The sequence below is a fragment of the Spirillospora sp. NPDC048819 genome, assembly GCF_040650055.1.
In the GTDB taxonomy this organism is placed as follows: domain Bacteria; phylum Actinomycetota; class Actinomycetes; order Streptosporangiales; family Streptosporangiaceae; genus Spirillospora.
This window is the reverse complement of sequence record NZ_JBEZGN010000054.1, coordinates 1-21,624: the sequence shown is the minus strand read 5'-3', so window position 1 is coordinate 21,624 and position 21,624 is coordinate 1. Positions and strand designations below refer to the sequence as shown.

Genomic DNA, 21,624 nt, shown 5'->3' with positions numbered 1-21,624 from the left:
TCAGTGCCGGGCCGCCGGACTGCTGGCTGCAGGAGTTCCGTCAGGACGGCGCAGCACGAGGTCGCAGGCGATGCGGACCTCCGGGCGGTCGAGACGGAGCCCCGACACCGCGGCGATCCGGTCGAGCCGGTGCCGGACGGTGGTGACATGCACGCCGAGTTCGCGGGCGGCCGCCGAGGCGCTGCCGCACGCCGCGAGGTAGGCACGCAGGGTTCGTTCCAAGTCGCCGCCCCCCGGGCCGGTGCCGCGGTCGGCCGCGCGCAGCCGGTCGAGCCCGGAAAGCCGGACACCCGCCGGGAGCGTGGCCACCACGTCGGCGACGAGTACCTCGGCATCGACATCGGCGTACGCGACGAACGCCCCATCGTCGCCCGCCACGGCGATCGCGGCGGTCGCTTCGGCGCGCAGCAGTGGCAGGACGGCGAGGCCGCTGCCGACCGAGCTCGCCGCGACCCGCATCGTGCGCAGCGGGCCGTCGCCGGCGAGCCTCAGCACCTCATGGCCGAGCCGTGCGGCCGTCCTCTCCGACTCGTCGGCGCGCAGGGCCACCAGGGCGAGCCCGCCGTCGCCGCCAGAAGTCACCGCCCAGCGGTGGTGGAACGAGTCAAGGCAGAGCCGGAGGTGCTCCAGCAGGCGCGTCGTCTCGGACTCCCCGGCCTCCGCCCGGGCCCGCGGCCGTGCCGGCCCGGCGACGGACAGGACCATGAAGCGGCCGTCCCGGTCGAAGCCGAGCCGGTCGGCGGCGGCCGGTGCCCCCGGCAGTCCGTCGAGCAGCGTGGAGGCGAGCCGCGACCGGTGCGCCTCCTCGGCGTGGAGCCGCTCAAGGTGGTCCAGCAGGGCGGGCGTCTCCTCGTCGACGGCGCGGCGGAAGACGGCGCCGGCCCCGTCGCCGAGCGGCCGCTCGCCCTCCGCGACCCAGGCGAACCCCAGCAGGCGGTCCCCGGCCCGGAACGCCGTGATCAGCCGGCGGCGCGCCTCCCATGGGCCGTCGAGCAGGTCGACGACGTCCGCGCTGCCACGGAGCCGGTCGAGGCTGCCGGTCCGGACCAGGTGCTCCAGCCACACGCCCGGGATCCGGCGGCCGAGGATCGCCTCCGCGCGGCCGCGGTCCAGTGGCCGGGCGAAGGCGGAGTGGCCGAGGACATGAAACGACGAGTCCTCCAGGATGACCGGCCCGCCCACCTTCTCGGCGATCCGGTCCGCGATGTCGAACGGCGACGCGGTGGCCCCGGGCCGGGGCGGCATCGTGGCGGCCGAAGCAGGAGGCCAGGGTTGTTCACCGATCAGAGCGCTCATGGCCACGAACCTACTCCGATCGGAGCGTCCACGCGCCACGCCACCGACCTAGAGTTCCGACTCCCAGCCACTTCGGCCACCGGGGCCGGCTTGACGGAAGGGAGCGCCGACGTGCGACTCGTCGACCTTTCACAGGACATCTACCAGGGCATGCAGGTCTATCCCGGTCACCTCAAGACCGTGGTGTTCGACCACGTCACGCATGAGGAGACGGCCCCCCGCTTCACGGGCGGCTTCTCGTTCCAGACCAAGGGCATCATCGTGAACGACAACGGCCCGACCCATGTCGACTCCTTCTCCCATCTCGACCCCGATCCGTCGGCGCAGACCATCGACCAGATGTCGCTCGACCTGTTCTACGGTCCGGCGACCTGCCTCGACGTCTCACACGTCGGCGCCGGCCAGGACATCACCGGTGAGCACCTCGACGCGGCGCAGGACGCCGTCGACGTGACCGTCGAACGCGGTGACATCCTGCTGCTGCACACCGGGACACACGGCCGGTACGCCGGAACGCCGCAGTACCTCAGCGACTTCCCCGGTCTCGGGGAGACCGGCAGCGAATGGATCGTCGAACACGGGGTGAAGACGTTCGGCGTGGACAGCCCCACACCCGACAACCCGACCAGCAAGTCCTACCCGTGCCACATGATGTGCCGCCGCCACCACATCACCCACTACGAGAACCTCACCAACCTCGACCAGTTGATCGGCAAGCGGTTCACGTTCGCCGGCTTTCCGCTGAAGGTGCTCGGCGCCCACGGCGGTCCGACCCGCGCCGTCGCCCTGCTGGACGGTCCGGCGTGACCGCCGCCGACCGGTCCGCCTTCCCGGGCGACAGGGTGGCGGGCCGTACCGCCGTCGTGACCGGTGCCGGCAGCGGGCTCGGCCGTGCGATCGCCCTCTTCCTCGTGGCCCGCGGCGCCCGGGTGGTCGCGGTCGGGCGCAACCGGGAGCGGCTCGATGCCGTGGCGGCCGAGGCGGAGGGGATGCCCGGGAGCGTCCGGGTCGCCGTGGCCGACGTGGCCGACCCGGCCGGCGTGGCCGCGTTCGCCGGGGAGATCTCCGGCGAGACCGTGGAGATCCTGGTCAACAACGCCGGCGTTCCAGGCCCCGTCGCGCCGCTGGTCGAGATCGAGCCCGACGAGTGGGACGAGGTCTTCGCCGTCAACGTCCGCGGAATCTACCTGATGTGCCGGGCGTTCCTTCCGGCCATGGTCGAGCGGGGCGCCGGAGACGTGATCAACCTGGCGTCGGTGAGCGGCAAGCGCCCGCTGACCCGCCGCACGCCGTACACCGCCTCGAAGATGGCGGTGATCGGGCTGACCACGACGCTCGCCTACGAAGTGGGCCCGGCGGGCGTCTCGGTGAACTGCCTGTCACCCGGCCCGGTCGAGGGACCGCGGATGACCCGCAACTTCACGCTGGAGGCCGAGCGCACCGGGAAGACCTACGAGGAGGCCGAGGAGGCGTATACATCGCGGGCGGCGCTGCATCGGATGCTCACCGAGGACGAGGTGGCCGCCGCCGTCGTCGCGATGCTGCACATGCCCGGCCTGTGCGCGGCCGACATCGACCTGTCGGCGGGGATGGTGGCGCGCTAGGGGCGCGGGTGAGCTCGGCGGCGGCCCGCGTGTCCTGCGCCTTCACCACGTCAGCCTTCGCCGCGGCGGAGCGACCCGACCACGAGCCGGTCGATGGCCACGTCGAGAGCGCGCTCGTCGCCGACGTCGCCGAACACCCGGAGCATGTCCTTGATGTCGCCGTGCACGCGGGGGCTGCGGCCGCGCAGCTGCGCGACCATGTCGTCCACTCGCCCGGTCAGGGCGTCACGTGTCTCGACGACCTCGTTCAGCAGGCCGAACTCCGCCGCCTGGTCGGCGGCCAGTGGCTCGCCCGTCGCGGTGAGCCAGAACGCCTTCCGCCGGCCGACCACGCGAGGCAGCCAGGCGAGGACCAGCGCCGGCGCGAGGCCGATGCCGACCTCGGGGAACCGGAAGGTCGCGTCCCGCACCGCCACCGAAACGTCGAGGGCCGCCACTAGGCCGACACCGAACCCGGCCGCGTCGCCCTGCACCTCGGCGACGGTCACCAGCCTCGTCCGCTGTGCCGAACGCGTGAACCCGGCGAGCGCCTCGGCCTCCGCCCGCACCTCGGCCGGGCTCGAGCCGCCGCGGTCGCGGCCGAGGCAGAACACCTCACCGGCCGCCCGCAGCCGCAGCACGTGCGCGCCCTCCGGCGGGTCGTCGAGCACGGCCGCCAGCTGTTCGCACAGCGCGATGCTGAACAGGTTCTCCGGGGGGCGGGACAGCTCGGCCACGATCACGCCGCCGTCGACCGGGTGGATGGTCAGGTCGCTCATCAGTTCAGCCTTCCGGTTGTCTTTCCGCCGTACCAGTCGACGTCGTCGGGCGCAGTCCGGACGGTCACCGCACGCACGTGCGTGAAGTCGTGGAACGACTCCCAGCCGCCCTCGCGGCCGATGCCGCTCTCCTTGAGACCGCCCCATGGGGAGGACGGGTCCAGGCGATGGTGGTCGTTGATCCAGACCATCCCCGCATCCAGCCGGGACGCCACCCGGTGGGCTCGGGCGACGTCCCGGGTCCAGATCGCGGAGCCGAGTGCGTACGGCGAGTCGTTGGCGATCGCGACGGCCTCGTCCTCCTCGTCGAAGGGGATCACGACGACGACCGGTCCGAAGATCTCCTCACGGGCCACGGCCATGTCGTTGGTGACGTCGGCCAGCACGGTCGGCTGCACGAAGAAGCCGCCCTCAAGCCCGGGCATGGTCACGGCTTCGCCGCCCGTGACGACGCGGGCGCCGGACTGGACGGCGCCCGCGATGCGGGCGAGGATCCTCTCCCGTGCTCTGGCGGAGATCACCGGGCCGAGCTGTGTGGACTCGTCACCGGGGTCGCCGATGCGGATTTCCTCGGCGACGGCGGTCAGCGCGTCGAGGAATTCGTCGTGGACGCTGCGGTGCACCACCAGCCGGCTGCCCGCGATGCAGGTCTGGCCGGCGCCGATGAAGCCGCCGAACGCGGCGCCGCGCGCGGCCACGTCGGCCGGGGTGTCACCGAAGATGAGGACCGGCGACTTGCCGCCGAGCTCGAGGGTGGTCTTGGCGAAGCGGCGCGCCGCCGCGAGCGCGATCGACCGGCCGGGTTCCGTGCCGCCGGTGAACACCACCTTCTTCACCAGCGGGTGCTCGGTGAGGGCGGCGCCGACGACCGGGCCGAGGCCGTTCACGACGTTGAGCACGCCGTCGGGGACGCCGGCCTCGTGGGCGATGTCGGCCAGCAGCATCGCGGTCAGGGGGGTCTGCTCGGACGGCTTCAACACCACCGAGTTGCCGGTCGCAAGCGCGGGGGCCAGAGACTTCGACGCGATCATCATCGGATGGTTGAAGGACGCCAGGATCGTGACCACGCCGAGGGGGAGCCGGGTGGTGTAGGAGTGGTAGGGCCCCGGCATCGGGACCACCGCGTCGCGGTCTGCGAGCAGTAGCGAGGCGTTGTAGCGGTACCACTCCGGCAGCCTGGTGATCTGCGCCTTCGTCTCCGTCAGCGGCCGGCCGTTGTTGGCGGTCTCCAGCCGGTAGAGGTCGCTCATCCGCGCCGCGATCCCGTCGGCGAACCGGTGCAGGATCCGGGACCGCTCGTGGATCGGCATCCGGCTCCACACGCCGGAGTCGAAGGCCTCCTGCGCGCCCCGGACGGCCTCTTCGACGTCGGCCTGGTCGGCGCTGTCGGCGACCGCGAGCAGGCCACCCGTCGCGGGGTTGACGACATCGAGCCGGGGACCCCGCCCCTCGACGACCCGGCCGCCGATGCGCAACCCGGTCGGCAGTGGTCCAGAGGGGAGCTCCACCGTCGGACGGACCTCGGCCGTGGTCATGGCGCCTCCCAGTCGGTATACATCCTGGCCTGACCGTATACAGCCGCCTCAGGCCAGGCACTGACGGCTTGCGTCATTCGCCGACCGCGGATTCACGGGCCGCGCCACTGCCCGGACACGGCTCGCGAACGAGACTGCCGGTACGCCGGGACAGACCAATCCCAGGGCGACGTACAGGAAGGGGAAGAAGGCCGTGAGACTGGGTTACTCCGCGATGCCGCTGCATCCGCTCGGCCGGACGTGGGCCGAGACCCTCCAAGAGGACCGCGAGGCGGTGATACTGGCGGACTCGCTGGGCTTCCACGACGCCTTCATCGGAGAACACCTCACCGACCAGCACGAGAACATCACCAACAGCCTGCTGTTCCTCGCGACGCTGATCTCCGACACGCAGCACATCCGGCTGGCCACCGGCACCACGAACCTCTCGCAGCAGCACCCGGTGCTGGTGGCGGCCAACTCGGCGATGTTCGACCATCTCAGCAACGGCCGGTTCATCCTTGGAATCAGCCCGGGCGCGCTGACCTCCGACGCCGAGGCGCTCGGCATCCTGAACGAGGACCGCAACGGGATCTTCGCCGAGGCGATCGACGTGATCACGAAGATCTGGGAGCTGGACCCGCCGTACTCGATCGACCTGCCGAACAACCGGTTCAAGGTCACCACCGAGACCACCGTGGATCTCGACCTCGGCGTCGGCATCATGCCGAAGCCGCTCCAGCGGCCCCGGCCCGAAATCGTCGGCACCGTCGTGGCCCCGTTCTCCAAGGGCGTCATCGCGATGGGCCGGCGGGACTTCCATCCGCTGTCGGCCAACTTCCTGCTCCCGCAATGGGTGGCGACGCACTGGCCCAACTACGTCCAGGGCAAGCAGGCCGCCGGCCAGGTGGCCGACCCGGCCGACTGGCGCGTGGCTCGCACGGTGTTCGTCGCCGACGACCCCGCGGTGGCGCGGGCCTACGGCCGCGACTACGAGAACAGCCCCTACCGGTTCTACTACTCGCAGATGCTGAAGAAGATGCGGAAACTCGGGCGCCTGGAGCTGTTCAAGACGGACCGTGACCAGCCGGACGAGCAGGTCACGCTCGACCACGTTCTCGACAAGCTGGTCATCACCGGAACGCCTGATTCGGTCACCGAGCAGATCCTCGCCTTCCGCGAGGAGATCGGGGAATTCGGCGAGCTCGTGTACGCCGGCCTGGACTGGGTCGACCCGCGCCTTGCCCGCCGCTCGATGGAGCTGATGGCGCAGAAGGTCATGCCCGACGTCAACGCGGCCTTGGACGCGGCGAAATGACCGATCGCCTGCCGCTTCCGCCCGACGCCCAGCTCACCGAAGACCAGCGCAAGGCCGCAGCACGCATCGCCGCCGGCCCGCGCGGTGCGGTGTTCGGGCCGTTCGTGCCATTGCTGCGCAGCCCGGAACTGATGACCCGGCTCCAACTGGTCGGGGAGTTCCTGCGGTTCGAGAGCGCGCTCGACGACGATCTCGTGGAGCTGGTGATCCTCTACGTCTCCCGGGCGTGGGACCAGGAGTTCGAGTTCGGCCACCACCGGCCGCTGGCGTTGCGGGCCGGGCTGCCCGAGGACGTCGTCGACGCCGTTGCGCGGGGCGTGCGGCCGCCGGCGGGCCGCCCCGAGGTCGGTTACGTGTACGACCTGCTCGACGAACTGCACACCACGCGCCAGGTCTCCGACGCGACATACGCGTCCGCCGTGGAGGCACTGGGGGAGGTCCGCGTCATCGAGGTGGTCGGCACGGCCGGCTACTACACGACCTTGGCGATGACGATGAACACCGCGCGTACACCCCCACCCGACGGGGCACCGCGACTTCCGGCGCGGGAGCGCGCGTGAGGGCTCCGCTGGTCCTTCTGCACCCACTGGGCGTCGACCACCGGTTCTGGAACCGCGTGGTCGAGGCGCTGCCCGGCCACGTGGGCGAGGTGGTCGTGCCCGACCTGCTGGGTCATGGGTCCGCTCCGCTGCCGCCGCAGTCCGCGACGATCGATGATTTCGCCGATGCGGTCGAGGCGGGCATCGACCGGCACGGCCAGGTTCACCTCGTCGGGGTGTCGCTCGGCGGCCTGGTCGCGCAGGTGCTCGCCGCCCGGCGACCCGACCTGGTGAAGCGGCTCGTCGTCGCCGACACCGTCGCGGTCTACCCCGACGCGATGCGCGCGATGTGGCGCGACCGGGCGGCCACGGTGCGGCGCGAAGGCATCGAGGCCTTCGTCGAGCCGACGGAGGCGCTGTGGTTCTCTCAAGCGTTCCGCCGGGACGAGGCCGATGCGGTCGCGCGCGTGCGCCGGGTCCTCCTGGACGGCGACCCGGAGGGGTACGCCCGTACATGCGAGGCGTTGGCGGACGCGGACACCACCGACGCAGTGCGGTCGGTCGCCGCGCCGGTGCTCGTGGCATGCGGCGAGGATGACGCGCCACCGTTCCTGCAGGCGACTCAGTGGTTCAGCACCGCGCTCCCGGCGGTGACGGTGGCGTGGCTTCCGGGCGGACACGCCACGGCATACGAGCACCCGAAGTCGTTCGCGGACGCGGTGGCGGACTTCCTCTCCTGACCGTCCGAGCCCGTGAACCGTCGACCCTGCTATCGCAGTGGACCGCTGCCGAACGACGGCGGGTCGTGGGGCGTCACGACGAATCGCCCACCCGTTCCACGAGCCCGCTCTGGGCCGAGCGAGTGATCGCTTCGAACGCATCGACGTTGTGCAGCATCTCCTCGTACGACACCGGGTACGGCGCTCCACCGGCGGCGGCACGCGCGAACGCCTCCAGGTTCTCGCGGACGCTCGGGTGCGGCGGAAAGAACACGTTCTCCGGCTCCGCACCCCGGCGCGTCGTGGTGACATCCCAGCCGCGTGGAAGCTCAGGGTGGTTGCGGTCACGGATCTCCACCCACGCCTTGGACCCGAGCACCGTCACCCGGCCGGCGAACGGCGTGGTGAGGATGGCCGTGACCAGGGCGGTCTCGCCGTTCTCGAAGCCGAGGGTGATCGTGAGGGTGTCACCGTTCGCGAACGTCGTGGCATGTGTGCCGAGCCGGGCCCATACCTCTACCGGTCGACCGAGAACGGCGATCGCGAGGTCGACCATGTGGATGCCGGTGGCCGACAGCGGGCCCACCGGCGCGTCCGCGGCGGACAGCCGCCAGTTGTCGGCGGGCAGGTCCAGGAACTTGTCCTGGCTGAAGTTGCCCTCGAACACCAGCGGGACCCCCAGCTCGCCGCTACGGCACATCTCGCGCAGTTCCCGGACGGCCGGCTCGAATCGGCGCTCGTGGCCGATGCCGAGTTGCACGCCCGCGGCCCGCACCGCCGCGATGGCGGCGCGGGCCTCTCGGCCGCTGGCGGTCAGCGGCTTTTCGCAGAACACGTGCTTTCCGGCCTTGGCCGCGGCCACGATCTGCTCCCCGTGGAAGCGGTGCGGCGTGCAGAGGATCACCGCCTCGACGGTTTCGTCCGCGAGAGCATCCAGCGAGGTCGCCACACGGATGCCGTGCGCGACCGCGCCTTCGCGGGCGGACTCGGCGACGTCCACACCCAGCACGACTCGAACGTGCTCACTGTCGGCCAGGTCCGCGACGATCTTCTGGCCCCACCATCCGAGGCCCACGACGGCTGCGTTGATCACTCTGGAAGTCAAGCCCCGGGCCCGGGAAGACGCACTGTCCCACGACGTCATCGTCATCTGCCGCGATGACGGAACCCGTCAGTCCCGCAGAAGGCCCCGCCGGGTAGGACGCGGAGCGGCGGCCGTCTTACGGCCCCCGGCACCCCCGCACCCGCGATCTCACGGCTTGCGTGAGTGCCCGCCATCCGAACCCTTTGTTCAATGGCAACAGACGGACGTGACCGCACACCCGGCAGCGACGACGGAGGCAGGAATGGAGTTCGCCAGCAGGGAGCGACCGATGGACACCGCCCACTTCCGGCACGTCGTCGGTCACCTCGCCACCGGGGTCACCGTCGTCACGACCGAGGCGGACGGCAAGCGCCACGGCATGACCGCGAGTTCCGTGACGTCGCTCTCGCTCGACCCGCCGATGATGCTCGCCTGCATCAACAACGCCGTCCCCACCGCGAAGGCGGTGTCGGCGTCCGGGCGGTACGTCGTCAACGTGCTCGGCGAAGATCAGGGCGAGCTCGCGAAGCAGTTCGCCATCGCGAGCCGCGACAAGTTCCGCGGTGTCGCCCTTCACAGCGGGACCCTCGGGCTGCCGCTCCTCAGCGACGCCCTCGCGCACATCGAATGCGAGGTCGTCGAGTCGGTCGCCGGCGGTACGCACACGATCTTCCTCGGGCGAGTGGTGTCCGCGACCGCCGGCAAGGGCCAGCCGCTGACGTACTTCTGCGGCGGGTTCGGCCGGTTCGAGTTCGCCCGCGACGACGAGGTCTACGGCCGGGCACGCGAACTCGTGCTGAGCCGGGTGTACCCCGCGGATCACGCGCTGCCACTCGATGAACTGGCCGAGCAACTCGACGTCGACCAGGCGGCCGCGTTCTACGCGCTGACCCGGCTGTCGTCGGACTGGCTGGTCCGCCGCGACCCCGACCGCGGCTACGTGATCGCGCCGTTCGACGTACGCACCTCCGACGAGACCTTCGACGCCCGTCTCGCGATCGAACTCGGCGCCATCGCGCTATCAATACATCGGGTGACCGAGGACGAGGTGGCCGAACTGCGCCGCCGCTTCGACACGATGGCCGCGCTGCTCGTCGGCGACCGGTTCGTGGACTTCGACGGCTACCTCGACGCCAACTACGCATTCCACGAGTACCTCGTGTCCCTCGTCCGCAATCCACTGCTCACGTCGATGTTCGGCCGGCTCAGCATCAAGAGCGTGATGACCCGCTCATTCGGCTCGACCCCCGAGTCGTCACAGCAGTTCGTGAATGTTCAAGGCCGCCTCGTGGACGCCTTCGATCGGCGTGACGCCCGTGCCGCAAGGCAGGCCGCCGTCGACTACTGCGAGCTGGCAAAGGAACGGGTCCGTCAAATCCTGGCGTCCACCGGCGGACGGCTCTAGGCAAGTCGACCAAGGTCAGGCGGTGCCCGACGTGCGCCCGTGGTGCCGGATGGCAGCCGTCGTTGCCGTCACCCTTCGGCCTGTCGACCTCGGCCTTTCAACCGTCGGACGTGCCGCTCGTGCTGCCCGGCACGGCGCCGCTGGGCGCGGTCGATGAGCAGTGTTCGCGGGTCGGCCGCCAGCTCGTACAACTCGACCTCGAACGGGTCGGCGTCGTACTCGATGAGACGAGCCAATGCGTCTCGGTCCTGCTCGGCTGTGCCTCGTCGGTGCACGTGCTCCCGCCAGACGTGTCCACTCGCCTCGGGCTCGTCCATGCTCCGACGATAACTGCTTAGGACCCGCGGGCGAACAGGCACAAGCCCAGCACGACAGACCACCAGCCGGGACGGCAGCAGCCTGCGGCGCCGCTCCAGGCGACCATGTTCGGCGGCCACCGCATCGACGAGTTGGGGAGGGAACACCGTCGTCAGGATGCCCGGGCCGCACCCGGAAACTTGCAGGCCGTCCCGTCACACCGCAGGCACAACCCCAGCCGCCAACGCTGCACCCGAGCCACCCAGCCCCTGCTCACGGCGCATACCGCCGTCCCCTTTCACCTGGCCCTTTGCCCCCGAACCGGAACACCATCAAGGAACGGCAGGCCATTACGCCCCGGCATGCCCGACCCGCGACACGCGCGAACCACTACCGTGATCAAGCCGGACCGGCGGTGCCGCCACTCGGCCCAATCCGCGCGCCTGGAAACCCGCGGCTGAGCTGGTGGTGCAGGCCCATCTCCGAGCCCTGGTCCCAGGTCAGGGGGCGTCTGAGTTCGACCGGGAGGGTCTGGATCGTGACGGCCAGGGCGTCGCGCATCCGCTCGGCAGTCCTGTCGAGGGGCAGATGGACGAGCAGGACGTAGCGGCTGGCACGCTCGACGATCGCTGCGATGTCCCGTACGTCCACACCCGTCCGAGACCATCAAACCCCCTTGTCAGCTCCACCGTTAGCACGCACGCCGTCCCGGAGGGGTGCGCCCACGTGGGCGGCGACACGGTGTGACAGTTCCTCACGCTCGGATGAGCGTCCTGGCCACGGCGATACGACCAGGCAGGCCGGGAGACCAGTGCCTGGACGATGACGCCGTACTCACTGCCCGAATGATCGGCTGGCGCGGGCGGGCTGCGCATTCGATGGAGCGGCGTCGAAGGTGAATAAATAGGGTCGCCCCATGAGCATGAAGCTGCTGCCAGTGGACGGCGCGTTGGTCGACACCATGATCTTACTCGCGGACGGCCCGTGGACCCGGCAGGCCGTCGAGCGCGTGTTCGTGGAACGCGGATGGATACGGGCCGACGACGTGGGGACTGTTCGAGTGCCCTGGCAGACCGGTTATGAGGACTGGCCCAAGCTGGACCTGCCAGCGGATTCCGTGTCCGAGGCCGGCGACCCGGACGGGGCCGGCTGGCAACTGGACCTGGGCCCGCCGCCGCCTGATAAGGACTCCCATGAGGCGGGCCCGGCGGACCAGTCGTTCGTGGCGCTCCGGTTCGCGCTGCTGTGGCCGCCGCTCGTCGCCGAAGACCCCGACGATGACGGGGACGAGAACGACGACGAGAACGACGACGAGGACGATCTGGACGAGGACTTCTCGAACGAGTGGATCCGGTATCCGGACGCCGGGCCCGCGGAGTTCGAGGCCGAGTTCCGCCGCGTGCGCGTGCTCGTCGAAGACCGGATCGGTCCGCCCACCCGTACGGTTGGTGACATCACGGTCGGATGGGTCAGGGAGGTCTGGGATCGGGGGACGATGGCGCTCACGCTGTCGATCGAGGACGACATCAGTACGTACTCCCACTACGACTGCATCGCCCTCGGCGTCTGGTCGGCCCACTCAGCAGGGGAGTTGGACGGTTTTAAGGACGCCTGAGCCGCGGGGCCGGGTGTCAGCCGGTCACCGGTAGGCGCGGAAGAACTCGGTGATGTCGAGGGCGAGCAGTTCGGGCTCCTCGTGAGCGGCGAAGTGCCCGCCGCGGGGCATCCGGGTGTAGCGGGTGAGGTTGTAGGTGCGCTCGGCCCAGCTCCTTGGCGGCAGGCCCAGGTCGGCGGGGAACAGGGCGAGGGCCGTGGGGACGTCCACCCGCCGCACCCGGCGGGTCAGGTGGTGCGCGTACTCGTAGTAGGGGCGGAAGGAGGTGGAAATCGTGCCTGTGAACCAGTAGAGGGACGCCTGGGTGAGCACGAAGTCGTCGCTGAAGCGCGAGGAGAGGTCCTCCTCGATGTCGCTCCAGGCGCGGTATTTCTCCACGATCCAGGCCAGCAGGCCGGCGGGTGAGTCGGCCAGGGCGGGGGCGAGGGTGAGGGGGCGGGTGCTCTGCTGGTGCATGTAGCCGCCTTCCTCGGTTTGCCAGGCCGCGACGGAGGCGAGGTATGCCTCTTCCTCGGGGGCGAGCCCGGCGGGGTCGTAGTCGGCCGGGGCCGCGGCGGCGAGCAGGTGGATGCCGACGACGGCCTCGGGGTGGGCCTCAGCGAGGCGTGAGCTGATGCCGGCGCCCAGGTCTCCGCCGTGTGCCGCGTAGCGCCGGAAGCCGAGTTCGTCGTGCATCAGCCGGTGCCAGAGGTCGTGGGTCTGGTCGGCTGTGGCGAGCGTGGGTCGCTGTGGTGAGAAGGCGAAGCCGGGCAGTGAGGGGACGATCACGGTGAAGGCGTCCTCCGATTTGCCTTCGTACCGGGAGGGCGTGGCCAGTCGCTCGGCGAGGGCCGTGAGTTCCAGGAACGAGCTGGGCCAGCCGTGGGTGAGCACGATGGGTAGCGCGTCCGGGTGCTCGCCGTCGTAGCGGAGGTAGTGCACGGGCGTGCCGCCGAGGTCGGCGAAGTGGGAGGGCAGGGTGTTGATGGCGGCCTCGCAGGCCCGCCAGTCGTAGCCCTCGGCCCAGTGTGTGACGAGGCGGCGCAGTTCCGCGCCGTCGGTGCCGGCCTGCCAGCCGTCGACCGGCCAGGGCTCGGCCCACCGTGTGGCGCGCAGCCGGGCGCGCAGGTCGCGCAGGTCGGCGTCACTGACAGTGATCACAGGTGTTGCGGTCGGCATGGTGTTCTCCTTGGTGCGCTGAGTTCGCGGGGGCTGGTAGAGGCGGCGTCCGCGCTTTGTCCTGCGCGGCCAGTGGGGCCGCGGTCTTCGCCGCCGCCGAGATCACCGTGCGCCGCGTGCTCACCGACAACGGCTCGTGCTACCGCTCGCGCCTGTGGCTCGACACCCTCGTCCCCAACCTCACGAGGCAGTACACCTAGTCGAGTCCTCCGCCGATGAGGAGGAGCTTGTAACTCGAAGCCGCGGGCGATGCGGCGGTGGAGTTCGATCAGGCCGTTGATGGCTTCGGTGCACCGTTGGAGGCTCGGCCGGTGTCGAAGTAGGCCAGGAACGCGGCCTTCCATCGTTTCAGGGTGGTGCCGAGGCGCCGGATCTCCGGGATCGGGCAGGTCGGCACAGGTCAGGACTCGTTCGGCGATGCGGCGGGCCTCGGTCGGCGAGGTGGTGGTGTAGGCGTCGCGTGAAGCACTGGAGGACGATCGCCACGACGGCCAGCGCGTCGAAGGGACGGGCCGGCTGCGTGCCGACCCGTCCCCAGCCCGTGGAACGCCGGCACGAACGATGCGACCGCCGGCACCAACGCGAGCGGCACTCCCGGACCGTGACGTCGATCTGCCGTCACCGGTCCAGGACCCGCCGGAGTTCGATCACCTGGCGAGGCTGGCGGCCACGTCCGCCCGGGCCGAGCGACGGACGGGGACCACATGACCACGCTGGTGTGCCAGCCACATGAACACGGCGGTGGCCACCACGCCGAACACCACGGCGTACACACTGCCCTCCGGTCCGAAGTCGCCGCCTGTGACCAGCGCGGGACCCGACATCGTCGCGTCCAGCAGGCCCTGCGGGGTGTTGCTGCCGGACACCTCGGTGCTGAAGATGGCGCTCGCGGCGATGTTCCAGCCGAAGTGCAGACCGATCGGCACCCACAGCTTGCGGGTGGCGATGTACGCGGCGGTCAGCATCCCGCCTGCCTCGATGGCGATAGAGATGGCGCCCCACAGGGTGGCGTTCGCGTTGAGCAGGTGGATCAGGCCGAACAGCGAGCCGGTCAGCACGAGCGCGATCCAGGTTCCGGTCCAGCCCTCGATGTTCCGGAACAGGACACCGCGGAAGACCAGCTCCTCGGTCACGGCGGCACCCGCCATGATGCCGAGCAGGGCGACGGCGCTCGCCGGCGTGCCCAGGCCGTTGATCGTGTAGTCGCCGAAGAAGGCGATGTTCGCGATGACTGCCCCGAACAGCGCGATGCCGAGCAGCGTGCCCCAGCCGATCGCGGCGCCTGCTCCCTTCAGCGACACCTCGACGGGGGCCCGGTGCTCGGTGCGCCGCACCACCCAGCCGTAGACCAGGACCGCGACGACGGCCGTCAGCAGGCCGGCGACGAGCGCCAGCCAGGGGTTGTCCTTCACCGCCGCCGTGCCGAAACTGCCGATGATCCAGACCGCCACAACCGCTAAGAGCTGCCATATCAGACGCACGATGACTCCTTTGTGAGAATCGCGGCGGGAGCGCCGCGGGCTGCTGGCAGGGGTGCGCTCAGCCGGGGAGGTCGACGCCGAGGGCGATGTCGAAGGTCCCCGCGCCGTTGCGGGCCAGGCCCATCAGCAGCGGCCCGACCCCTTCCAGCCAGCGGGCCATCTCCAGGCCGCCGACATCGAGCGGGCGCAGTCCGAGGCTCTCGATGAACGCCGACACGTCGGCCTTGGCCCGCGCGTCATCTCCGGCGAAGAACACGTCCAACGGACGCCCCTGGGCCAGCACGTGGCCGAAGACCGTGTTGAACGCCTTCACGACGTGCGCGCTCGCCGGGACTGCCTTGGCGATCTCCTGCGCACCGGACGTGCCTTCAGGGACGACGAGCCCGGTGGCGTCGGCGTTGAACGTGTTGGAGATGTCGATGATGAACTTGCCGGCCAGTGCATCCCCGTACTGGGCGACGACCGGCACGGCGCTGGCGTACGGGACGGCCAGGACGACGATGTCGCCAACCGGGACGGCACCGAATGTCCCGACCGCGGCCCCGCCGCCGAGCGTCGCGGCCAGATCCTTCGCCTTGGCCGCGTTGCGGCCGATGAGCTCGACGGAGTTGCCGCCGGCGACCGCGCGTGCGGCTATGGCGTGGGCCATGCCCCCCAGGCCGATGACACTGATGCTGCTCATGGTGAGTGCTCTCTTTCTCTTGTCTGAGATGGACGGCATGCCCGCCCCGTCATGCATGTCGATGCTTTCCGTGGCAGCCGATTCGTTCGTTCTTTCGGTGGTCACAACCGGCCGGTACGCGCGATCACCTGGCTGGCGACGTCGAGCATCTGGTCAAGGCTGGAGAGCACGTCGAGCGTGGTCAGCAGCCGGCCGGTGGGGTGGCTCGTAGCAGAACGTGCTGAGCGTGCTGATGTTCAGATCTCGTTGACGCCGAGGGCGAAGTCACCGTGGCCGACCCCGTTGCCGGCGAGGCCCACCGTGACCACGCCCATTCCTTCCAGCCAGGGCCAGTCCGTCGAACGTGGCGTTGAAGGGGTTGCTGATGTCGACGATGACCTTGCCCGCGAGGGCGTCTCCGTACTGCGCGACGACCGGAACGACACCGTCGTACAGCAGGGCCGTGATGACGATGTCCCCGGCCGGGACGGCGCCCCATTCGCCCGCCGTCGCGCCGCCGCCCAGAGCTTTGACCAGGTCATCGGCCTTGGCCTGATCACGCGCCATGACCTCGACGGTGTTGCCGCCCGCCACCGCGAGCGTGCCGATGGCACGGGCCCTGTTCCCCGCACCGATGAAGGTGATGCTGCTCATGACGTGTGCTCTCTTCCCGTTCTCGAGGTACGTGGTTCAGATGGCGGTGGTGCCGCCGTCGGCGACTAGTCCAGCCGGGGAAGGCGCCGAGGGAGGCCTTCGATCCGGTCAAGAAGACCGAGCCGTGGTCGTTGATCAGCGGCAGTGCCTTCTGCACGATGAACAGGGCGCCGCGCGCGTTAGTGCTTGACGGCCCGGGTAGCGTTCGCTGCGGTACGGATGTGGCCGGCGACGGCCGCCGGTTGCGACCGCGCGACCGCGTGTGACGCGTCGACTTCGATGGTGTCCGCGCCGGCGCGCTGGGCCATCAGCCGCTGGGCGGCGGGGTGGATCGCCTGGTCGGCGGTCGCTACGACGTACCAGGACGGCAGGGTCTTCCAGCCTGCGTCAGGGGAGCTCTCCTCGAACGCCACGGCGGCGATGGGGCGCTGTGCCACAGCCGCCACCGCGGTGAGGCGCTCGGGCAGGTCCGCGGCGAACACCGCGGCGAACCGGTCGGTTTTGAGGAACAGTTCCACCGCCTCCTCGCCGTCGCCGGTGCGGAAGGTGGCCGGGCGCAGCGCCGGGCCCAGCAGGCTGTCGGGAAAGCGGCCCGTCAGGTCCAGCACGGTCTCTCCCGCCTCCAGCGCGAAGGCCGTCACGTAGACCAGCCCGACCACGTTGCCCGCCTGGGCTCCGACCCGGGTGATGACCACACCGCCGTAGGAGTGGCCCACCAGCAGGACGGGACCGTCGATCGCGGCGACGACGCCGGCGAGGTATGCGGCATCGGTGGCCTGTCCGCGCAACGGGTTGGCCACCGCGATCACGGCAAACCCGCCGGCCTGCAGCTCAGCGATCACATCCGTCCAGCTTGAGGCGTCGGTGAAAGCGCCGTGCACCAGCACGACGGTCGGCGTGCTGCCGTTTCTGAACGAACTCCGTGTAAGCATGGCCCCACCGTAGGAAGCCGCCCACGGACCTCGCGTGCGTCACATGACTGCGTCACTGAGCGTCACCCGGGCGAAGGGGTCACCCTTCGGTGGGATCAGGGCGGTGGGTGCAGGGCCGTGCTCAACGCCGACCGCGAGGTGACCGCCAGCTTGGGGAAGATCCGGTAAAGGTGGGAGCTGACGGTCCGATGCGACAGGTAGAGCTTTTCGCCGATCTCCCGGTTCGTCAGGCCGTCGGCCGCCATCTGGGCGATCTGGAATTCCTGTGCGGTGAGCACATCGCGTGCCTGGCGGCCGCGGCTGCGGCTGCTCTCGCCGGAGGCCCGCAGTTCCTGGCGCGCCCGCTCACTCCAGGGGATGACGCCTAGGGCGTCGAACGTCTCGCGAGCGATCCGCAAAGGCGCCCGAGACTCGGCCGTACGCCGCTGGCGCCGGAGCCATTCGCCGTAGGCCAGCTGAACCCGGGCTCGCACGAAGGGCCATCTTCGCAGGTCCGCCGTGAGCGCGGCTTCGAAGAACGGCTCCGCGGTGGCCTCATCGGCCAGGACCGCCCGGGCGTAGCGCAGGTCGGCGTGCAAAGCCGGTGATGGCGTGGTCAGAGCCATCGTCTCCAGTTCCTCCATGATGCCGCCGATCGCATGGCTCTGACCGCTGTGCACTGCGGCATCGGCGAGTTCGGCGACGGCGAAGCAGCGCAGCGCCAGGTGGAAGGCCGGATCGGCGGGGTCGTGCATCCGCCGCAGGTGGTCGTAGGCGTCGGCGTAGCGTCCTTCCCCCAACGCGGCCAGACCACGCGCCAGCTGCACCGTGGCCAGCACCGGGCGGGCACCGATCGGCAGGGCCACCTGCTCGGCCGCCACCGAAAGGCTCTCCACGCGGTCTTGGTCCCCGCGCAGCGCGGCGACCATGGCTCCTGAAGCCTGGGCGATGGCGTGCATCAGCGGCTGGGAAGTCTCGTGCGCCAGCCGTTCGGCCTCCTCGGCCGCGGGGATGGCCACGCTCAGGTCGGCGAGCCGGACGGTGCTCCATGCCTGTGCCCCGAGGTCGCGTGCCAGGCGGCTGAGCCGGCCCTGCGCGCGCAGGACCGGGAGCGACGCGGCGCAGAATTCCTCCGACAGGTCGAAGGCCCCCACCATCAGCGCCGAGCTGCCGAGCAGGCGGGCCGCCTGCGAGTTGCCGGCGGAGTGCGCGACCAGATGTCTCAAGCGGTCGATCACGACCTTGCCACGCTCGATCGGGGCCGCGAACGCCAGGATCGCCAGCAGTCGCCCGTCCAGGTCGTCGATGGGCAGTCCCTCGGCCACGGCGACGACGCGTTGCCTCGATCGCGAGTCGGCATGGGCCCAGAAGCACCGCAGGGACGCACTCGACAGGAGTTTCAGCGCGAGGTCGGTGTCTCCTTGTGCCGCCATGCTCTCGGCGAGGTCGGCCAGCGCCCGCGCTGCCACGCTGTCGTCGCGGATGCCGTCCTCGAAGTTCTCGCGGATCCACACGATACGGGCCCGCTGCTGCGCGGACGGCTCCAGCGGCTCGGCGTCGCCCAGCAGCCGAACGACGATATCGCGCCGTCCCAGGTCAGTCGCGTACTCAGCGGCCCGGACCAGCCGTTCACACCGCTGAACGGGGTTCTCACTAAGTCTGGCGGCATGTTGCAGCGCTCTGACGGCCGATAACTGGTCGCCCCGGTGTTGCGCGCGCTGGGCCGCGGCGACCAGTTCCGAAGCGATGGCCTCATCCGGCTCGGATGTGGACGCCGCTCGGTGCCAGAGCCGGCGGTCCGGCGTGCCGGTGATGACGTCGGCCAAGGCGGCGTGCACCGCGTGACGCTGGGAGATGCTTGCCCCCTGGTAGATCGCCGAGCGCATGAGCGGATGCCGGAACTGCACTCCGGTTTCGTCCACATCCACCAGCCGTTCGGTGGCCGCGGGCGCCAGGTCGTCCGCCGTGACCGGGACGCCGGTGATCACCGCGGCGGCGTGGAGGGTCTCTGCAAGGTCGGCGCTGTCGTTGAGCGAGGCCACCAGCAGTATCGTCCGCGTCAGCTGCGGCAACCCCGAGATGCGGACGGTGAAGGCCTGTTCCAGACGGGTGGTCAGCGGGAGCCACCCCGGCGGCAGGCCTCCCTGCCCGCGCTGCCGGTCCGCGACGATCGGCAGTTCGACCAGAGCCAGCGGGTTTCCCGCCGCCTCCCGCAGCAGCTGTGTGCGCGCCGTCGGCGTCAGCGCGGGGGCATGCGAGTGCAGCAAGGCGGTCGCAGCGGTGTGATCGAGCCGGTCAAGGAACAACTCCCGCAGCCCGGCGCCGGTCAGGGGGTTGTGGTGACCGTCGCGTATCGCGGCCAGCAGCACGATCGGCTCGGAGTCGAGCCGTCGCGCGACGAACGCGAGCACCTCGGCGCTGGAACGGTCCAACCAGTGCGCGTCCTCGACAAGGAGCAGGACGGGCGATCGGCCGGCGGCCTCACTCAGAAGATTCAGCGCCGCCAAGGCGATGAAGAACGGATCCGGTGCCCGCGCATCGGTCAATCCGAAGGCCGCCCGCAGCGCGTCGCGCTGCGGGTGGGGCAGTTCCCCGATCTCGGCGCGAAGCGGAAGTAACAGCTGGTGCAGACCGGCGAAGGGCAGGTGCGTCTCGGACTCCACCCCGGTCGTCCGAAGGATCCGCATACCCTGCGTGGCTGCGATCCCCGCCGTTTCCAGCAGCAACGCCGACTTTCCGATCCCTCCCTCGCCGCGCACCAGCATTGCTCCGCCGCTGTCGCGGACACTGTCCAGGAAATCGCGGAGAAGCCGCTGTTCGGGCTCCCGCCCGAACAGCGCCGGTACCGACCGGTCCGCTGGCATTATCAATCCATAATCTCTGGCGCCTGGACTCCTGTCCAGCGAACCTACCGCACAGCCATGCGCTCATATAATCAGTTCGCCTGGTCACCCGCTGTAGTGAGCCGGGTGGCGTGTGGACGTCGGTAGGGGGCTCCTGCCGTTATCGAGACCTCGAACTTCGTACCACGGCGCGATCGGGCCGACAGCAGCCTCTGCCTCGTACCCACCTGTCACATAACACTCGGTGACACAGTCAGGTGACGCTCGCGGGGCACGCGAGCCGATTTCTACGGTATGGCCGTGAACGAATAGCGCCCATAAAGCAACGATTCCCGGTTGCCGGCGGATGGCCGGACATGCTCTGGCCAGCCGTGCAGAAATTGCCGAACGGCGGTCTCACCATTAGCGCCGCATCCACCCCAGCACCCCACGACCACCGGTCGCATCGAAAAGGGGAACGTCCGTGAAATCGATCCATTCCATGCCGCGCCCGAAGATCCGCGGCCGCGCCCTCATGCCGATCGCGGTGGTCGACGTGCTCGGGTGCCTCGCCCCGGCCGCCTCCGTCCAGGCCACAGAGGTACCCAGCACAGCCGCCGCCGCGAAGGGGCCGTCGAGGACAGGCGATGAGCCGCGTGTTCCGGCGGGTTTCAGTGAGCAGAAGGTGCGAGCCGACGACATCGCGATCAACTACGTGCGCGGAGGGCGGGGACCGACCCTGCTCCTGCTGCACGGGTATCCGCAGACCTGGTACACCTGGCGCGAGATCCTGCCCGAACTCGCCAAGCACTACGGTGTCATCGCGCCGGATCTGCGCGACGCCCCCAAGAGCGACACCCCCAAGAGCGGCTACGACAAGAAGACCCTCGCCGCCGACCCGCACGGGCTCCTGACCCGGCTCGGCCTCAACCATGGCATCAGGCTCGTCGGGCAATGGGTGGAGCGTTTCGTCGACTCACTCGAAGTCAAGAAGAACGGCGTCAGCGACAAGCAGGTCCGTGAGCACGCCCGCCACCTGCGAGACAACGACGTCGCCGACAACACCGTGAACGCGCGAACAAGCTCACCATGCCCGTGCACACCTCCTCGGCAGAGCGCCCAGCTCTCCCGGCGGAAAACCCGGATCCTGGCACCACTGTTCCCAGCCTTTCTGGCCATCCTGGCCGCGGTCCTGTACCCGTCGGCCGCGTCCTCCTCCACCTCGACGGCAAGGCAGGCGGCCAAGCCGACCATCGTGCTGGTCCACGGCGCGTTCGCCGACGCAAATCCGTCGCTTGCGACGACCGCCGACGGGGCCGTCCAATCACCCGACGCCTGAATCGAGAGACCCATGAACCACCGAGAACCGTCGGCGATCACCATGACCACCGCACCGGTGGGAACCGCATCGCTCGCCGAACTGCGCGACCACCTCCAGCGGGCGATCGAACTGGAGCACGCGACCTTTCCGCCGTACCTGTGCGCGCTCTGCTCCCCCGCCCCGGAACGCAACCCCGACACCGTCGAAGCGGTACGCGGGGTCCTCGCCGAAAGGATCTTGCGCATCGTCGTCCGGAATCACGGCCCCCGCATCACCCGCGGCCCGGCGGGCGGCGACCTGCTCGTCTGGCCGATCAAGGAGATGACATGACCGAGCGGGCCGTCGAGCGCACCTTCGTTCCGGTGAACAGCGGCGGTGGCCGTTCACCGGGCTGGGACGACTCGGGCTTCGTGGTCGAGGGCGTGCGGGTGCGCAGCGCGCTGCTGCGCCTGGACGGCGTCTTCGAA

20 protein-coding genes and 3 pseudogenes are annotated in these 21,624 nt (G+C 70.1%); 10 read left to right on the top strand and 13 right to left on the bottom strand.

Annotation, left to right across the window (positions count from 1 at the left end; genetic code table 11):
- Positions 1-1,296 (bottom strand): helix-turn-helix domain-containing protein, encoded by a 1,296-nt coding sequence (locus AB0C35_RS42175; protein ID WP_358468925.1) that lies wholly within the window; start codon positions 1,294-1,296, stop codon positions 1-3.
- A 111-nt stretch (positions 1,297-1,407) separates the two neighbouring features.
- On the opposite strand from AB0C35_RS42175, the gene AB0C35_RS42170 reads away from it, so the two are divergent.
- On the top strand, positions 1,408-2,103 hold the full coding sequence (locus AB0C35_RS42170) for a cyclase family protein (protein WP_358468922.1): 696 nt from the start codon (positions 1,408-1,410) through the stop codon (positions 2,101-2,103).
- On the top strand, positions 2,100-2,900 hold the full coding sequence (locus tag AB0C35_RS42165; protein WP_358468919.1) for an SDR family oxidoreductase: 801 nt from the start codon (positions 2,100-2,102) through the stop codon (positions 2,898-2,900). The genes AB0C35_RS42170 and AB0C35_RS42165 overlap by 4 nt, the downstream gene beginning before the upstream one ends.
- Before the next feature lie 50 nt (positions 2,901-2,950).
- Here the strand turns inward: AB0C35_RS42165 and AB0C35_RS42160 are convergent, their stop codons facing one another.
- Positions 2,951-3,658, bottom strand: coding sequence for an enoyl-CoA hydratase/isomerase family protein (locus AB0C35_RS42160; RefSeq protein WP_358468916.1), 708 nt, complete (start codon positions 3,656-3,658; stop codon positions 2,951-2,953).
- Complete coding sequence (locus AB0C35_RS42155) at positions 3,658-5,193, bottom strand: aldehyde dehydrogenase (RefSeq protein WP_358468913.1); 1,536 nt, start codon at positions 5,191-5,193, stop codon at positions 3,658-3,660. The genes AB0C35_RS42160 and AB0C35_RS42155 overlap by 1 nt, the downstream gene beginning before the upstream one ends.
- Before the next feature lie 193 nt (positions 5,194-5,386).
- On the opposite strand from AB0C35_RS42155, the gene AB0C35_RS42150 reads away from it, so the two are divergent.
- The 3 genes from AB0C35_RS42150 to AB0C35_RS42140 are packed head-to-tail and all read left to right on the top strand — an operon-like array spanning position 5,387 to position 7,769.
- A complete protein-coding gene (locus AB0C35_RS42150; protein WP_358468910.1) occupies positions 5,387-6,490 on the top strand; it encodes an LLM class flavin-dependent oxidoreductase in 1,104 nt (367 codons plus the stop codon).
- Positions 6,487-7,050, top strand: coding sequence for a carboxymuconolactone decarboxylase family protein (locus AB0C35_RS42145; RefSeq protein ID WP_358468907.1), 564 nt, complete (start codon positions 6,487-6,489; stop codon positions 7,048-7,050). Before AB0C35_RS42150 ends, AB0C35_RS42145 begins: the two co-directional genes overlap by 4 nt.
- Complete coding sequence (locus AB0C35_RS42140; protein ID WP_358468905.1) at positions 7,047-7,769, top strand: alpha/beta fold hydrolase; 723 nt, start codon at positions 7,047-7,049, stop codon at positions 7,767-7,769. The genes AB0C35_RS42145 and AB0C35_RS42140 overlap by 4 nt, the downstream gene beginning before the upstream one ends.
- A 73-nt stretch (positions 7,770-7,842) precedes the next feature.
- Here the strand turns inward: AB0C35_RS42140 and AB0C35_RS42135 are convergent, their stop codons facing one another.
- Positions 7,843-8,841, bottom strand: a complete 999-nt coding sequence (locus AB0C35_RS42135) for a Gfo/Idh/MocA family oxidoreductase (protein WP_358468902.1) — start codon at positions 8,839-8,841, stop codon at positions 7,843-7,845.
- A gap of 280 nt (positions 8,842-9,121) precedes the next feature.
- Here AB0C35_RS42135 and AB0C35_RS42130 point away from each other — a divergent pair, with 280 nt between their 5' ends.
- Positions 9,122-10,237 (top strand): flavin reductase, encoded by a 1,116-nt coding sequence (locus AB0C35_RS42130; protein ID WP_358468899.1) that lies wholly within the window; start codon positions 9,122-9,124, stop codon positions 10,235-10,237.
- 68 nt (positions 10,238-10,305) lie between these two features.
- On the opposite strand, the gene AB0C35_RS42125 is transcribed toward AB0C35_RS42130, so the two are convergent.
- The 3 genes and pseudogenes from AB0C35_RS42125 to AB0C35_RS42115 form a co-directional block, all read right to left on the bottom strand.
- Positions 10,306-10,554, bottom strand: a complete 249-nt coding sequence (locus tag AB0C35_RS42125) for a hypothetical protein (protein ID WP_358468896.1) — start codon at positions 10,552-10,554, stop codon at positions 10,306-10,308.
- A 69-nt stretch (positions 10,555-10,623) separates the two neighbouring features.
- Positions 10,624-10,710, bottom strand: a pseudogene (locus AB0C35_RS42120) (transposase domain-containing protein); the annotation flags it as partial.
- Positions 10,711-11,011: 301 nt separating this feature from the next.
- Positions 11,012-11,161: pseudogene (locus AB0C35_RS42115) on the bottom strand (IS30 family transposase); the annotation flags it as partial.
- A gap of 289 nt (positions 11,162-11,450) precedes the next feature.
- Here AB0C35_RS42115 and AB0C35_RS42110 point away from each other — a divergent pair.
- Entirely contained in the window at positions 11,451-12,149 is a 699-nt protein-coding gene (locus tag AB0C35_RS42110) for a hypothetical protein (protein WP_358468893.1), read from the top strand.
- Positions 12,150-12,173: 24 nt separating this feature from the next.
- Here the strand turns inward: AB0C35_RS42110 and AB0C35_RS42105 are convergent, their stop codons facing one another.
- Complete coding sequence (locus AB0C35_RS42105; RefSeq protein WP_358468890.1) at positions 12,174-13,307, bottom strand: epoxide hydrolase family protein; 1,134 nt, start codon at positions 13,305-13,307, stop codon at positions 12,174-12,176.
- Positions 13,308-13,384: 77 nt separating this feature from the next.
- Between AB0C35_RS42105 and AB0C35_RS42100 the strand changes: the two are divergent.
- Positions 13,385-13,489: pseudogene (locus AB0C35_RS42100) on the top strand (IS481 family transposase); the annotation flags it as partial.
- A 465-nt stretch (positions 13,490-13,954) separates the two neighbouring features.
- Here the strand turns inward: AB0C35_RS42100 and AB0C35_RS42095 are convergent.
- The 5 genes from AB0C35_RS42095 to AB0C35_RS42075 form a co-directional block, all read right to left on the bottom strand.
- Entirely contained in the window at positions 13,955-14,788 is an 834-nt protein-coding gene (locus tag AB0C35_RS42095; RefSeq protein WP_358468887.1) for a type II CAAX endopeptidase family protein, read from the bottom strand.
- Positions 14,789-14,846: 58 nt separating this feature from the next.
- A complete protein-coding gene (locus tag AB0C35_RS42090) occupies positions 14,847-15,470 on the bottom strand; it encodes an NAD(P)-binding domain-containing protein (RefSeq protein WP_358468884.1) in 624 nt (207 codons plus the stop codon).
- A 264-nt stretch (positions 15,471-15,734) separates the two neighbouring features.
- A complete protein-coding gene (locus tag AB0C35_RS42085; RefSeq protein WP_358468881.1) occupies positions 15,735-16,103 on the bottom strand; it encodes an NAD(P)-binding domain-containing protein in 369 nt (122 codons plus the stop codon).
- Between the two features lie 179 nt (positions 16,104-16,282).
- On the bottom strand, positions 16,283-16,990 hold the full coding sequence (locus AB0C35_RS42080; RefSeq protein WP_358468878.1) for an alpha/beta hydrolase: 708 nt from the start codon (positions 16,988-16,990) through the stop codon (positions 16,283-16,285).
- A gap of 140 nt (positions 16,991-17,130) precedes the next feature.
- A complete protein-coding gene (locus AB0C35_RS42075; RefSeq protein WP_358468875.1) occupies positions 17,131-19,878 on the bottom strand; it encodes an AAA family ATPase in 2,748 nt (915 codons plus the stop codon).
- A gap of 442 nt (positions 19,879-20,320) precedes the next feature.
- On the opposite strand from AB0C35_RS42075, the gene AB0C35_RS42070 reads away from it, so the two are divergent.
- Entirely contained in the window at positions 20,321-21,175 is an 855-nt protein-coding gene (locus AB0C35_RS42070) for an alpha/beta fold hydrolase (protein WP_358468872.1), read from the top strand.
- A gap of 12 nt (positions 21,176-21,187) precedes the next feature.
- A complete protein-coding gene (locus tag AB0C35_RS42065; RefSeq protein WP_358468869.1) occupies positions 21,188-21,487 on the top strand; it encodes a ferritin-like domain-containing protein in 300 nt (99 codons plus the stop codon).
- Positions 21,488-21,624 lie beyond the last annotated feature (137 nt).